This window comes from Actinoallomurus soli, assembly GCF_024055715.1.
Lineage (GTDB): Bacteria > Actinomycetota > Actinomycetes > Streptosporangiales > Streptosporangiaceae > Actinoallomurus > Actinoallomurus soli.
Window position 1 is genome coordinate 192996 of sequence record NZ_JAMXMV010000013.1, and the last position, 12464, is coordinate 205459.

Annotated in this window: 16 protein-coding genes; 10 read left to right on the forward strand and 6 right to left on the reverse strand. The window is 69.6% G+C overall.

What is annotated here, in order from left to right:
- Window positions 1-52: 52 nt before the first annotated feature.
- Window positions 53-1126 (reverse strand): tyrosine-type recombinase/integrase, encoded by a 1074-nt coding sequence (locus tag NDW01_RS28765; protein WP_252826657.1) that lies wholly within the window; start codon window positions 1124-1126, stop codon window positions 53-55.
- Window positions 1127-1272: 146 nt separating this feature from the next.
- Between NDW01_RS28765 and NDW01_RS28770 the strand changes: the two genes are divergently transcribed.
- The 5 genes from NDW01_RS28770 to NDW01_RS28790 all read left to right on the forward strand — a co-directional run bounded on the left by NDW01_RS28770 (window position 1273) and on the right by NDW01_RS28790 (window position 6228).
- Entirely contained in the window at window positions 1273-1683 is a 411-nt protein-coding gene (locus NDW01_RS28770) for a VOC family protein (protein ID WP_252826659.1), read from the forward strand.
- 134 nt (window positions 1684-1817) lie between these two features.
- Entirely contained in the window at window positions 1818-2270 is a 453-nt protein-coding gene (locus NDW01_RS28775) for a pyridoxamine 5'-phosphate oxidase family protein (RefSeq protein WP_252826669.1), read from the forward strand.
- A 254-nt stretch (window positions 2271-2524) separates the two neighbouring features.
- On the forward strand, window positions 2525-4915 hold the full coding sequence (locus tag NDW01_RS28780; protein ID WP_252826679.1) for an ATP-binding cassette domain-containing protein: 2391 nt from the start codon (window positions 2525-2527) through the stop codon (window positions 4913-4915).
- A 333-nt stretch (window positions 4916-5248) separates the two neighbouring features.
- The gene (locus NDW01_RS28785) at window positions 5249-5593 is read left to right on the forward strand and encodes a nuclear transport factor 2 family protein (protein ID WP_252826691.1); all 345 of its coding nucleotides are present in this window, start codon (window positions 5249-5251) and stop codon (window positions 5591-5593) included.
- 2 nt (window positions 5594-5595) lie between these two features.
- Window positions 5596-6228 (forward strand): TetR/AcrR family transcriptional regulator, encoded by a 633-nt coding sequence (locus NDW01_RS28790; protein ID WP_252826708.1) that lies wholly within the window; start codon window positions 5596-5598, stop codon window positions 6226-6228.
- 176 nt (window positions 6229-6404) lie between these two features.
- Here NDW01_RS28790 and NDW01_RS28795 read toward each other — a convergent pair whose 3' ends face one another.
- Both NDW01_RS28795 and NDW01_RS28800 read right to left on the reverse strand, forming a co-directional pair.
- The gene (locus tag NDW01_RS28795; RefSeq protein WP_308211806.1) at window positions 6405-6731 is read right to left on the reverse strand and encodes an SbtR family transcriptional regulator; all 327 of its coding nucleotides are present in this window, start codon (window positions 6729-6731) and stop codon (window positions 6405-6407) included.
- 190 nt (window positions 6732-6921) lie between these two features.
- Entirely contained in the window at window positions 6922-7332 is a 411-nt protein-coding gene (locus NDW01_RS28800; RefSeq protein WP_252826717.1) for a MerR family transcriptional regulator, read from the reverse strand.
- A 62-nt stretch (window positions 7333-7394) separates the two neighbouring features.
- Between NDW01_RS28800 and NDW01_RS28805 the strand changes: the two genes are divergently transcribed.
- The 3 genes from NDW01_RS28805 to NDW01_RS28815 all read left to right on the forward strand — a co-directional run bounded on the left by NDW01_RS28805 (window position 7395) and on the right by NDW01_RS28815 (window position 9269).
- Window positions 7395-8102 (forward strand): SDR family oxidoreductase, encoded by a 708-nt coding sequence (locus NDW01_RS28805; protein ID WP_252826727.1) that lies wholly within the window; start codon window positions 7395-7397, stop codon window positions 8100-8102.
- A gap of 54 nt (window positions 8103-8156) precedes the next feature.
- Window positions 8157-8585 (forward strand): hypothetical protein, encoded by a 429-nt coding sequence (locus NDW01_RS28810; protein WP_252826729.1) that lies wholly within the window; start codon window positions 8157-8159, stop codon window positions 8583-8585.
- 240 nt (window positions 8586-8825) lie between these two features.
- On the forward strand, window positions 8826-9269 hold the full coding sequence (locus NDW01_RS28815; protein WP_252827179.1) for a DUF4158 domain-containing protein: 444 nt from the start codon (window positions 8826-8828) through the stop codon (window positions 9267-9269).
- A 135-nt stretch (window positions 9270-9404) separates the two neighbouring features.
- Here the strand turns inward: NDW01_RS28815 and NDW01_RS28820 are convergent, their stop codons facing one another.
- Window positions 9405-9599, reverse strand: coding sequence for a hypothetical protein (locus NDW01_RS28820; protein ID WP_252826732.1), 195 nt, complete (start codon window positions 9597-9599; stop codon window positions 9405-9407).
- A 542-nt stretch (window positions 9600-10141) separates the two neighbouring features.
- Here NDW01_RS28820 and NDW01_RS28825 point away from each other — a divergent pair.
- Window positions 10142-10654 carry a hypothetical protein gene (locus NDW01_RS28825; protein WP_252826735.1) on the forward strand — a complete coding sequence of 171 codons (513 nt, stop codon included), beginning with the start codon at window positions 10142-10144 and terminating at the stop codon, window positions 10652-10654.
- Window positions 10655-10757: 103 nt separating this feature from the next.
- Here the strand turns inward: NDW01_RS28825 and NDW01_RS28830 are convergent, their stop codons facing one another.
- Window positions 10758-11054 (reverse strand): hypothetical protein, encoded by a 297-nt coding sequence (locus NDW01_RS28830; protein ID WP_252826737.1) that lies wholly within the window; start codon window positions 11052-11054, stop codon window positions 10758-10760.
- Here NDW01_RS28830 and NDW01_RS28835 point away from each other — a divergent pair.
- A complete protein-coding gene (locus NDW01_RS28835) occupies window positions 11004-12089 on the forward strand; it encodes an IS110 family RNA-guided transposase (RefSeq protein WP_252826748.1) in 1086 nt (361 codons plus the stop codon). The two genes, NDW01_RS28830 and NDW01_RS28835, sit on opposite strands and share 51 nt — an antisense overlap.
- Before the next feature lie 93 nt (window positions 12090-12182).
- Here NDW01_RS28835 and NDW01_RS28840 read toward each other — a convergent pair whose 3' ends face one another.
- Window positions 12183-12446 (reverse strand): hypothetical protein, encoded by a 264-nt coding sequence (locus tag NDW01_RS28840; RefSeq protein ID WP_252826750.1) that lies wholly within the window; start codon window positions 12444-12446, stop codon window positions 12183-12185.
- Between the last annotated feature and the right edge of the window lie 18 nt (window positions 12447-12464).

A 12464-nucleotide genomic window follows, 5' to 3' on the forward strand; every position in this document is an offset into this window, starting at 1 on the left:
GGCTGTGACTCCCCCGGGGCCCTTCGGCGGGTACCCGGGGCGTTCCGGCCGATCAGGGCAGGCGGAGCCGGTCGACGGCGTCACGACGCCGTCGCTCGGGACGGCGGTCATAGCGTGCCGTCGTGGCCGGTGAGGCGTGACCGACGAGTTGCTGCGCCGTGGCCAGGTCGACTCCGGCGTCGAGCAACTCGCCGATGAAGGTCCGCCGGAAGTCGTGGGGCGTGTGCGACGGCACACCCGCCTCCGCCAGTCGGCGGGCGAGGATCCCGGCGATCGCCTGACCCGTGGGGTGGGCCAGGGCCCCGTCCCGGACCCGGCACCGGCCCATCCTGCTGATCGGCGGGAACAGTGCCCCCGGCCCGCGGCCGCGTACGGCGATCCACGCGTCCAGCCGCGCGGCCGCCTCGACCGTCACGAAGACCAGCCGCTCCTTGTCGCGCTTGCCGCGAACCCGCAGGGACCGCTCCGCCGGGTCATAGTCGCCGACCGCCAACCCGGCGATCTCCCCGCGCCGGGCGCCGGTGGTGTACAGCGCGGCCAGCAGCGCCGCGTCCCGCCGCCCGGCGGGCGAGGGATCGGCGTCGCACACGGCCAGGGCGGCGGCCAGGGAACGGTCCGGGATGTGGTGGCCGCTCGGCAGCCGGCTCCCCTCCACCGACTTCAGGTCCACGGCGCGCTGGTAGTCCTCGGCCGTCATCAGCCCCAGCCGCCAGCACTCGCGCAGCACCTGCCGCAGCGCCACGAGATGCTTGTTGATCGAGGACGGCGAGTAGGCCGGCCGCCCGTCCTCCCCCGTCCTGGCGCGCAGTTCGGCGCGGATCCGCGTCGTGTGCTCGTAGCGGAGCAGCCACCACGGGCGTCCGGCCCCGGTCACGTTCTCGTCCATGGCGACGATCCGGGCGATACGGTCAAGGCAGCCGCGCATCGTACGCCGCGACTGCTCGCTGTCCAGCCGGTCCAGGTAGACGCGGTACGGGTCGCGCTCCGGGTCGTACGCCGACGGCAGGCCCGGAGCCCCCCAGTCGCGCAGCGCGCCCCCGGCGGCCGACGCCGGCCGGGCCGGCACGCCGCCTCCGCGGATCCGGTCGGGGCTCGATGCCGTGCCGTGAGATTCGTCTTCAGCCATCGGCGGACCATCTTGTCATCCGATCGCCGCCTTCTTCGACCGGCGCGTACGACCGCGGTGACCCCGTCCTACGCCCCGCACCAGGCGACCGGACCGATCAGGAATCGAGAAGCGCGCACGCACCGGCCGCAACTAGCCTGACGGCCATGGACCTCAGGATTCACAACACCTTCCTGCCTCATGACGACCCGGACGCCTCCCTGGCCTTCTACCGAGACACGCTCGGCTTCGAGGTCCGCAACGACGTCGGCCACGGCACGATGCGCTGGATCACGGTCGGCCCCAAGGGCCAGCCCGGCACGTCCATCGTGCTGCACCCGCCGGCCGCCGATCCCGGTATCACCGAGGACGAGCGCCGCACGGTCAGCGAGATGATGGCCAAGGGGACCTACGCCATCATCGTCCTGGCCACGGACGACCTCGACGGCACGTTCGAGCGGCTCCAGGCCGGTGACGCCGAGGTCGTCCAGGAGCCGACCGAGCAGCCGTACGGGATCCGTGACTGCGCCTTCCGCGACCCCGCGGGCAACATGGTCCGCATCAACGAGATCCGCTGAGCCACCGCCCTCCGTCACGGTCAGGCCGGCACGGAGGCTGCAGTGACGGAGCCGGCGCCCGGCGCCGGTGGCGGCCGCCCGGCGGCCACGCCCACCGTTCCCGACCGCAACGTCCCCGACCTTTCTCAGGACCCATGACTGCCGATCCTCGCTCCCGCGCCCAACGTCGTCGCGACACCGAGCACCGGCTCGCGAACGATACGGACATCTGGGTGGCCAGTGCCTCCGCGGACGGTGCCCCCTACCTCGTGCCGCTGTCCTTCGACTGGGACGGCGAGGCGCTGCTGCTCGCCACGCCGACGGACAGCCGGACCGGAAGGAACCTGGCCGCCGCCCGGTCCACTCGGCTGGGACTGGGCCCCACCCGCGACGTGTCCATGATCGAGGGCGAGGTCGAGATCCTCGAGATCGACGCGCTGCCGCAGGAGCAGGGTGACCGGTTCGCCGCCCGTACCGGCTTCGACCCACGTGAGCTGACCACGCCGTACCGCTGGTTCCGCGTCCTCCCGCGCCGTATCCAAGCATGGCGCGAGGTGAACGAACTGGACGACCGCGAACTGATGCGCGACGGCCGCTGGTTGGTCTGACGCCTCGGCCGGGCGCGCCGCGTGGCCGCGCTCACCTCCTTCCCGGCGAGACCGCGTGGGATGCTCGGTCGCGTGCGCCGGTCGCGACCCGTCGGCGTCGGCCGTACGGGTGCCGCCCCGCCGGCCGGCGGTGGTCATCGCCGCGACCACGCCGGCAAGGACAGAACCGAACCTACGACTCGAAGCCGGTCAGACTGAGCCAGGCGACGCCGACGGCGACCCCGGAGGCGGCCCGCCCGATGGATGGAGACACGATGAGCATTGCCACGAGGACGGACACCCAGGCGCCGGCGTCCCACGTGGCCGACAGCCACGACCTGATCCGGGTGCACGGCGCGCGCGTGAACAACCTCAAGGACATCAGCGTCGAGATCCCGAAGCGCCGGCTGACGGTGTTCACCGGCGTGTCCGGCTCGGGCAAGAGCTCGCTGGTGTTCGGCACGATCGCCGCGGAGTCGCAGCGGCTGATCAACGAGACCTACAGCTCCTTCGTGCAGTACTTCATGCCGACGCTCGCGCGGCCCGACGTCGACGTACTCGACGGGATCACGACCGCGATCATCGTCGACCAGCAGCGGATGGGCACCGATCCCCGCTCCACGGTCGGCACCGCGACCGACGCCTACGCGCTGCTGCGCATCCTGTACAGCCGGCTCGGGAAGCCGCACATCGGCTCGCCGCAGGCGTTCTCCTTCAACGTCGCCTCGGTCAGCGGAACGGCCTCGGTCACCTCCGAGCGCTCCGGAAAAGACGGGAAGGAGGACCGCAGCTTCACCATCACCGGCGGCATGTGCCCGCGCTGCGAAGGGCGGGGCAAGGTCTCCGACATCGACCTGTCCGAGCTCTTCGACGATTCCAAGTCGCTCAACGAGGGCGCGATCACCGTCCCGGGCTACAAGGCCGGCGGCTGGAGCTACAAGCTCTTCACCGCCTCGGGATACCTCGACCCGGACAAGCCGATCCGCGACTACACCAAGAAAGAGCTGCACGACTTCCTCTACCGGGAGCAGACCCGGATCAAGCTGGAAGGCGTCAACCTGACCTACGAGGGGCTGATCCCCCGGGTCCAGAAGTCGATCCTGTCCAAGGACAAGGAGGCGATGCAGCCGCACATCCGGGCGTTCGTGGACAGGGCCGTCACCTTCACCGCCTGCCCCGAGTGCGGCGGCTCCCGGCTCAGCGAGACGGCCCGGTCCTCGCGGATCAAGGGCGTCAACATCGCCGAGGCCTGTGCGATGCAGATCAGCGACCTGGCCGAATGGGTCCACGGACTCGACGAGCCGTCGGTGGCGCCGCTGCTGACCTCGCTGAGGGAGACCCTCGACTCGTTCGTCGAGATCGGCCTGGGCTACCTCTCGCTCGACCGGGCGTCGGGGACGCTGTCGGGCGGCGAGGCCCAGCGCGTCAAGATGATCCGCCACCTCGGCTCCTCACTCACCGACGTGACCTACGTCTTCGACGAGCCCACCGCCGGCCTGCACCCCCACGACATCCAGCGGATGAACGAACTGCTGCTCCGGCTGCGGGACAAGGGCAACACGGTGCTCGTCGTGGAGCACAAGCCGGAGGTCATCGCGATCGCCGACCACATCGTCGACCTCGGGCCCGGCGCCGGTACCGGGGGCGGCACCCTCTGCTTCCAAGGCACCGTCGATGAGCTACGGGCCAGCGACACCATCACCGGCCGCCACTACGACGACCGGGCCGCCATCAAGGACACGGTGCGGAAGCCCACCGACACCCTGAAGATCCGCGGCGCGACGGCGAACAACCTCCGTGACGTCGACGTCGACATCCCGCTCGGGGTGCTCACCGTCATCACCGGCGTCGCCGGCTCCGGCAAGAGCTCGCTCGTGCACGAGTCGATCCCCGCCGGGGCCGGCGTGGTCTCGATCGACCAGAGCGCGATCCGCGGTTCGCGCCGGAGCAACCCGGCGACTTACACCGGACTGCTCGACCCGATCCGCAAGGCGTTCGCGAAGGCCAATGGCGTGAAGCCTGCGCTGTTCAGCGCCAACTCCGAGGGTGCCTGCCCGAACTGCAACGGTGCCGGCGTCATCTACACCGACCTGGCGATCATGGCCGGCGTCGCCACCACCTGTGAGGAGTGCGAGGGGAAGCGGTTCCAGGCGGCGGTGCTGGAGTACCGGTTCGGCGGCCGCGACATCAGCGAGGTGCTCGCGATGTCGGTGGCCGAGGCCCGGGAGTTCTTCGGCACGGGCGAGGCGCGCACACCGGCCGCACACGCCATCCTCGACCGGCTCGCCGACGTGGGGCTCGGCTACCTCGTCATCGGCCAGCCGCTGACGACGCTGTCCGGCGGCGAGCGGCAGCGGCTCAAGCTGGCCACCCACATGGCCGAGAAGGGCGGGCTGTACGTCCTGGACGAGCCGACCACCGGCCTCCACCTCGCCGACGTCGAGCAACTGCTCGGCCTGCTCGACCGGCTCGTCGACTCGGGCAAGTCGGTGATCGTCATCGAGCACCATCAGGCGGTCATGGCGCACGCCGACTGGATCATCGACCTCGGCCCCGGCGCCGGTCACGACGGCGGTCGGATCGTCTTCGAGGGCACACCCGCCGACCTCGTCGCCGCCCGCTCCACCCTCACCGGCGAGCACCTCGCCGCCTACGTCGGCGCCTGAGCGACACCCGTCGGGCCCGGTCCGGCCCCGCCTCGGCGGCCGGGCCGGGCCCGACGGCGCGCTCGGCCGGCGGATGCACCGCACCACTTCGTTCACCGGCAGGCCGATCTCCGCGAAGTGCGTCCGCGGTGACCACTGGTACGTCTCCGGGCAGCGCTTCCACCGGTGGTCGAGGGCGTCCCGGCTCCGCGGCCGCTGAACCAGGCACGGCCCATCGGGAACAACGGAACGCTCATCGGCGACGCCGGATAGCACACCGGCTGAGGGCTCCGCTGGGGTACGCGGAAAGATCGCCGCGCGGGTATCGGGGCTAGCTACGGTCCGCTCGTGCCGGTGGAGTTTCTGACTGATGAACAGGCCGCGTGGTCCGCCGTCTCTGACGGCGAGCGGCAGCGGATGCTCGATGACAGCGTGACGCCGGACTGCGTCTACACCGACCCGGCGAGCGTCTCCCGTGGTCACCGCGAGCTGACCGCCAAGATGCAGACCACGCAGCGCAACTTCCCCGGCGCCACGTTCCGCAACGACAAGTTCGCTCAGCACCATGACCAGGCGATATCGAACTGGACGATGTTCGACGGGGACGGCAAGGCCATCTTCACCGGGACGAGCTGGGCGCGCTACGGCGACGACGGCCGGCTGGCCCAGATGACCGGCTTCTTCGAGCCGGCGCCCTGACCATGCCGTCGCAGCCGGCCAAAGAGCGGTCACCCAAGGAAGGGACGCGCACGCAGCGGCAGCGCCGGCAGGAGACCGAGCGGCGCCTCCTCGACGCGACCGCCACACTGGTGGCGGCCGGCGGGTCGCGTGCGGTGACCTTGCAGGAGGTCGGGCGGCTGGCCGGCTACAGCCGGGGCATCGTGAACCACATGTTCGGGACCAAGGAGGCGCTGCTCGCCGCGCTGGTCACGGGGGCCCAGCTGCGAGTGGCACCACCGGAGGCGTCCAGTCCTGGCCTGACCAGGCTGCGGCAGCGGGCCGCGCGCTACATCGACCAGATCGCCGCCGGCGACGAGCATGCGCGTGCGTTCCTGCTGCTGTGGGCCGAATCGATCGGCGCCACGCCGCACCTGCGGGCCATGTTCGCCGAACGCGACAACCTGTTCGCCCGCGAGATCGGCGAAGACCTCAGTGCCGGCATCGCGGACGGCGACATCCGGCCCGACATCGACACCGAAGGCATCACCCTGGCGCTGATCGCCATGCTACGGGGTGTCGGCCTGCACACGATCATCCGAGACGCGGCACCCGAGGCCGCGGCACGCGTACGCGAGACGGTCCTCGCCTTCCTGCAGGGGAGCCTGGCGACATGATCCGTCAGGCCGTGCGGGGATGCAGGCATCAAGGCACGTGCCCGTACTGCGGCTAACAGCGAGGCGGCGTTCGCCGTTGACCGTCACGCCGCGACCTGAGGGGAAGCGGTGCGGGGCAACCAGCCGCCTTGATGCTGCGGGTCGGCCGGGGCGCGTGGTCTGGCCGCGCCGCGTGCTTACTGCGGCGCACGTAGTCCTGCGGTAAGGACCTTGACCAGCCGGCACGGGTCGTACCGGGGATCGCTGTCGGCCCCGATGCAGAGGTTGCCGACACCGCGCATGAGCTCGTAGGCCCCCAGATCGGCGCGGATCTCGCCAACGGCGGCCGCGGCTTTGAGCAGTTGGGTGCATACGGGTATGAGCCGGTCCAAGAAGTAGGTGTGCAGCACCTCGAAGCCCGCCTGATCGGACTGCAGGACGGTGGCCAGGCCGTGCCTGGTGACTAGGAAGTCAGCGAAGCGCCCGATCCAGTGCTCCAGCGCGGCGTGGGGGGCGACCAGCATCGGACCGAAAAGTCGCGTTAGTGGGCCTGGTGGAGTCGGCGTAGCGCGGATGGTCGTTCCGGGCGACAACCGCCGCTAAGCACCGGCCCGGCCGCCGTTGAGGCGCCAGGTCCCGGCGGGATGAATTCGGCCGGGAAGCGGTTCTTGTGTCTACCTGCCAGCGCTGCCGGAACAGCCTCTCGCATTGCAGTCAGTGCCGCGGAGGTGACGTGTGCGATGCGGCGACGTCCGCGCTCGCCGAGCACGTCGCCGGAGAATTCTCGTACTCGGCGGCGAGGCGGATCAGCTCTTCGAGTCGATCGTGCGCCCTGGTCAGGGCGTCGATCTTGACCCGGATACGGGCACGCTCGTCCGTGAGTCGGCGTGTCATCTGCGGGGTCGCGATGAGGGTGCCCAGGAACGGGAGGATCTGCAGGATCGCCTTACTGGTCAGACCGGCCGCGTAGAGGAGCTGGATGAACTTCACCCGCTCAACGGCAGACTCGGGGTACTGGCGGTGGCCGCTGGGGCTGCGGTCGGCGATGACGAGCCCCTGCTCTTCGTAGTACCTCAGCGCGCGGACGCTGACTCCAGCACGTTCGGCCACCTTTCCGATGCGCATGGCACCTCCCGTGCAGTCCGGACTTGATCCTCACGTTGGCGTGAGGATCTAGCGTACGTCTTATGAACATTCACGGAGCGACTGCGCTCGTCACCGGAGCCAATCGCGGCATCGGCCGCCACCTCGCCTCCCAGCTCGTCGAGCGAGGCGCGAAGGTCTACGCGACTGCCCGTCGTCCCGAGTCCATCGATCTCGACGGCGTCGAGGTCCTCGCCCTGGACATCTCCGACCCGGACTCCGTCGCGGCCGCAGCCCGCGTAGCGGGCGATGTGAATCTGCTGGTCAACAATGCCGGCATCGGAGGCGGCGCCCTGCTCGGTGACCTGCAGGCGGTCCGCGCTGCGCTGGACGTGAACTTCTGGGGCACGCTGTCGATGGTCCGTGCCTTCGCGCCGGTCCTCGCAGCGAATGGCGGGGGCGCGATCGTGAACATCGCCTCTTCGGCGTCCTGGTTCGTCTTCCCCGGCAGCAGCGCCTATGCGGTGTCGAAGGCGGCCGTCTGGAGCATGAGTAAAGCACTGCGCCAGGAACTGGCCGGTCAGGGCACGCTCGTCACCTCGGTCCATCTCGGGGCGGCCGACACCGACATGATGAAGGGCTACGACGTGCCCAAGATGGACCCAGCCGATGTCGCCCGTATCACCCTCGACGGTGTCGAGGCCGACGCATTCGAGGTGGTCGTCGACGAGTTCACCGAAATGGTCAAGGCATCGCTGAGCAAGGACCCGCGGGAGTTCGACAAGCAGCTCCACCAGTTCCTGAACGCCTGACCGCAACCCATCCGCTCCCTGCAAGGTGCGGAACGCACCCGGGCGCTGAGCGATGTGGCCGGAACCCTGCTGTCTCAGGCACCCGCCCCGCCGCGGGTGCGGGCGGCGGCGTTCCAGATGCTCGCCACCCTGCCCGGCGTCAAGGCCGAGGGCACGGCGGCCGACCCGATGGGCCGTACCGGAAGGGTGATCTCCCTAGCGCTGGCGACGACCGTCCCGCTCGCCTGTACACCGCGCCCAAGCAACTGGGCACCTACCAGCGTCAGTGGATCATCGATCCGGTCGGCGGGCGCCTTCTGGCCATCCGCGACCTGGTGGCCACGCCGCCACACGGCAGCCGGGCACTCCCGCCGGGAGACGACCGACGGCAAGCCCCGCCGCCTGGAGGCTGCGGACATGCCGGACTGCTTCCTGAAGACAGGCGAGGTTTCCTCGTATCAGGCGTTCGCCGTGGCGGAGTGGACCAACACTCCACCGAGGTAAGCCCCACTCCACGAGCCGCCGTGCCCACCTCGCCGGGCACGGCGGCCTCCGGCTGTCCGGACCGCCGGTGTCCTGAGCCTGATCCGCTTGGTCCGTTCAGACCGGGGCAGCAGCCTGTAGGGGTGCCTGTAGCGATCGCGGAAAATCCAACGAACCAGCGTCCGAGCTGGGGTTATTCGGGTTCCGAGGGCAGGCGTTGATCTCTGCCGCTACGGTTCGTGTCGGTTCCGATACTTGGCGGTGTTCCCGGGGTCGCTGGAGCAGTACGGGCGGCGGGCGCAGACCCGTAGCGACCATCTTCGGCTGGTGCAGGCCTCTCTGGACTGGAGCCCGGCGTCCAGTGGCGGGGAGTCGTTGAAGGAGCTGGAGCAGTTCCTGCTGGACCGGGCGATGGAGCACGACACCCCGTCGCTGCTGTTCCAGCAGGCCACGGAGTTTCTGATCTTGCGGGAGCAGATAGGGATGCAGGCGCTGCGCGAGGTGTCGGCGATGGGCTGGAAGCCGCTGCCCCGCGACCACGGGCACCGGTCTGCGCTGGAGGCCTCCTACTCCTACCTGCGGCAGTCGGCCGAGGACGTCCCCGTCCAAGCCCTCCTCGGCCACGCCTCCCTGGACACCTCGGCCCGATACTTCCGAGCCGGATCCGCCGAAACCACCGCAGTCATTGAACGCGTCTTCGAGTAACCCCAGCTCAGACACAGGTTCGTTGGATTTTCCGCGATTGCTACCGGGACCCCACCAGGAGCGGTCGGGAACCCGATGGCGGCCCCCAGCGTTGCTGATGAAACTGACCCTGGCGGGCACCGCCTTCGCCTACGGCTACCTGGCCGTCTTGATGTTCATGCCGTTCGCGCTGCTCCAGCGGGACGCGCCCGCCTGGCTGCCCGGCCTGACGCTGACCGGCTCGGCGTTGCTGGCTCCGTTGGTCGTCCGCCTGACCCACAGGCCGGTCAACGCCCTTCGGCACACGGCGGCGCCGGCCGCTGGAACCAGCCTGCTGGGCGTCCTAGCCATTGCGATGCTGCTCGGCCACAACCTGGCGCTCACCGTGGCCGGCCTACCTGGGATGGACGGCGGTCAACGGCGTGCTGCTCGGCCGCTGGCAGGCCATGCTCGCCGAGACCGCCCCCGCCGCAGACCGCCCCCGCTGATTCGCCTTCCACGGCTCTTCCTGGGGCATCGCCCAACCCGCCGTCCCAGCCCTCGTCGCGACCGCCGCTGGCATCGCGGGCGGCACCACCGCCGCCGCCTTCCTGACCGCCGCCCTCGCCTTCCTGACCGTACCGCTGCTGCTGACCACCATCCCCGGACTATCCCGGCACGGATGAGTTACTTCTGGTCCCCGTGGCCTACCGCTGATTCCTGCACTCATCCTCCTCGAAGGCCGGTCAGGCACCGTTCCGCCGCGCCTGAGCCCGGCATCTCCCGCCGGGGAGGGCGCCGCGGTTGATCGGTATTGTTCGGGCATTGTTTGTTCGCGTGGCCTGGGCGGTGACGAACAATGATCCAGGTCCTACATCTGGGATTGACCGCTCCGCCCAGAAGGAGGACCTGCTGTGAAACGCCTCACCGATTCGATCACCCACACCCCGGCCCAGCTGCGGCGACTCGTCCTGGCGCTCGCACTGGCGATCGCGGCCACGATGACGATGTCCATCACGGCCGCCTGGACGGCACCCGCCCACGCCGACACCGGCTCGACCACCACGGCGACCGGCACCCCGGCGCCGGTCAAGCTCCAGTGCCTGGCTTGGCAGGGTGGCATCGCCGCGCTGGCTTGGGACATCGTTGTCCAGCTCAACCCCGACGGCACCGCCAAGTCCGCCGAACAGCAAGGAGACATCTACAAGATCGGTGTGGACCCTGTCTGGTCGGTGCAGCGCACCGACCCTGCGGAGATCACCATCACCGACAACGGCCGGAACCTGCACTTCCACGGCAGCGGCCTGGTCGAAGGCGGCATCCCCAACACGGAGGCCTCCGCGGACGGGATCCAGACGAGTTGCAGCGCCGACTTCACCTTCCCCAACCCCGCGAACTGGGTCTTCAACCCCGAACCCATCTCATAGCCGGCCCTGACCACGGCCCCGAGACAGTGATGAGTCTCGGGGCCGTGGCTCGTCTGTACGAGGGCGGCGGGGCTTGAGCAGCAACCGAACTGTGATTCTTGATTTAGGTGATCCGGCTGGGTCGGATTGCTGTCAGGCTTGACTCGCAACCGAACTGGCGCCCACGGGCTGCCTTGTGTGCCGAGATGTCTGCCGGGGTGCCGGCGTCGGCCTGGCCCACCTTCGTTGGCTTGATCAGCAGCTTGTCCGCCGCCCAGCGGCGTGACTCATCACAGTTCTGCCACGCGGTGATCTCACCCAGGCCGACACCGACCACACGGTCGTCTTCGTCGGAAGGAAGAACAACCGCATGACCATGCTGGCAGAACAGGTCGATGGTGTCATCGGCGTCGACACCCACCGCGACACCCTGGCCGCCGCGGCGGTATCCGTCCTCGGCGCGGTGCTCGCACACGCCGAAGCCTTCGCCGACCAGCGCGGATACCAGCGGCTGCTGGCCTTCGCCCGACAGCAGATCCCGGGTGCTCGGTGCTGGGCGCTGGAAGGAACGGGCAGCTACGGGGCCGGGCTCGCCGCCTTCCTCGACGCTGCCGGTGAACGGGTCGTCGAGGTGTGCCGTCCCAAGCGGCCCCCGCAGCGCGGAGGCCGCAAGACCGACGCGATCGATGCAGTACGGGCGGCCCGTGAGGCGCTGACGGCTGAGCACCTGATCCATCCGCGTCGTCGCGGTGAGCGCGAGGCGCTGCGGGTTCTGCCGACCACACGCCAGGGCGCGGTCACCTCCTGCACGGCGGCGATCAATCACCTCAAGGCCCTGATCGTGTCCGCGCCCGAGGATCTGCGGGCCGAGCTGCGCGGCAAGGGCCGCATGGCCGCGATCTCTTACTGTGCCCGGCTCCGAGACCGGCCGGCCCAGACCATCGAGCACCGGATGACCGTCCGCGCTCTGCGGACCACTGCCCTCCGCATCCAGGCGCTGCGCGCGGAAGCCGACGACCTGGAGGCCGAGATCGTCCTTCTGGTCGAGGCGATGGCACCTGAGCTGCTGCGGCTGCCCGGCGTCGGCCCGATCAGCGCGGCGCAGATCCTGGTGAGCTGGTCCCACCCCGGCCGATTCCGGTCCGAGGCCGCGTTCGCCTCCTTCGCAGGCACCGCACCGATCCCCGCCTCCTCCGGCTTGACCAACCGTCACCGGCTCAACCAGACCGGCGACCGGCAGCTCAACCGGGCACTGCACACGATCGTGCTGGTCCGCATGCGCATCGATCCGGCCACCAAGGCCTACGTCCAGCGACGCACCACCGAGGGCAAATCGCCCCGTGAAGCCCGACGCTGCCTCAAACGCACCATCGCCCGCCAGGTCTTCAAACTCCTAGAGCGAAGGCCCGCTGAAGAAAGCCGAACCGTCACCGACGACCTCCCGCTGGCGGCTTGACAGATATAGCAGCCTCGGCCGGTCGCGTTAAGGAGCCCAACGGGCTCGTCTTGCCGTGACCGGCCGTTCCGATGCGGGTGGCTGGGGCCGGGGTCAGCCGATGAAGTTCGTGGCATTGCGGAAGGCGGTTACAGCGGTCTTTAAAGTCCTCGATCGTCGTGCGGGTGGTTGTCGGGTGGCCCACCCGGGTTCTCGGTTGCGGGAGCGGGAGCTGGAAGACCTCATCGAATGCTGGACGACGTCACACAGCACCTTGGCGTCGGCCTCGGACAGCCCGCGATCCTCGGCGACGGCACGGTCCAGCATGACCAAGCGGTCCGCGCCGAACAACTCCGCCACCTCGTCATGGGTGGCCACGTGTTCTCTGTTTCCCCT